Raw genomic sequence first — 1,118 nt, forward strand, 5'->3', positions numbered from 1 at the left:
CGTAGTCGTTAAGATGAGATAAATCCCCCACGCTAGCCAAAGAGGCTGCGGTCTCTGGTGTTCCCCAAAAGTTGAGTGCAAACACGTCACTTTTGAAGGCAAAGACCAGCACAATGATAAAGATGAGGATCGGCAGGATTTTGGCGATGGTGGCAATGGTGTTGATCGCCGCAGCGCTTTTAACCCCGCGCAATACCAGAATGTGGAATCCCCAAAGAATGACCGAGGCAAACAACACCGCGGGAATAGTATTACCGTCGCCAAATATCGGGAAGAAGGCCCCCAGGGTGGATTTGATCAGCACAAAGTAAGAGACGTTACCTATACAGGTCCCGGCCCAGAAGCCAAGTGCAGAGGCAAATCCCAGATAATCACCAAATCCGGCTTTGGCATAGATAAATACGCCGGAATCGAGATCGGGTTTACGTTGCGCCAGCGTTTGAAACACAAAGGCCAGCATTAACATCCCACCGCCCGCAATACACCAGGCAATGATGGCACCAAATCCCCCCGTTGCGCGTCCAAAGGTGGCCGGTAGTGAAAATATACCTGCCCCTATCATGGAACCTACGACCAACGCGGTGAGGGATCCCAAAGACAATTTATTCGCTGTTGAGTTCGTCATGGCTTTCCTTACTGACACCGTGTCAATTAAGTTATGTGTTATTAATGGGATAACGTTAGTCATACACTGATGATTAGATCATAGACAGAATCAAAGAATTTTCTTGTAACAGTAATTAAAATATTATAATCGCACTAATTATATTAATTGTTTTCTTTAACGCTAAAAAACCAGTGCACGTTTAGCTAGCAAGAAGCATCCACACACGCTCCCAGCTGTTCTCTGTACCCCGATACATACGCCACTGGTGATAAAACCGAATTATCTAGATACCTCCTATTTTATCAATGATTCTTCTGTGCTGAGGCCCGATACGCCGCTGTCAACAGAAAAATCCACTACACTGATGCGTTGTCAAAGCATACGCGGCATCAGCTTGATAGACAGCTTTTCGCCCAATCACAGCAAAGTATTGTCACAACTTTCGTTGTAACTGTGCGCCCAGCGCCCGCAATCGCGCCAGAACCGTTCGTTTTCCACTGACGTGTTCATC

1 protein-coding gene is annotated in these 1,118 nt (G+C 46.9%); it reads right to left on the reverse strand.

Annotated elements, in window-relative coordinates:
• Positions 1-625, reverse strand: a 625-nt coding sequence (locus U869_RS0128415) for an amino acid permease (RefSeq protein WP_025123676.1), incomplete at its 3' end; no start/stop codon positions are given.
• Positions 626-1,118 lie beyond the last annotated feature (493 nt).

It is taken from the genome of Serratia sp. H1w, from assembly GCF_000633355.1.
Taxonomy (GTDB): domain Bacteria; phylum Pseudomonadota; class Gammaproteobacteria; order Enterobacterales; family Enterobacteriaceae; genus Chania.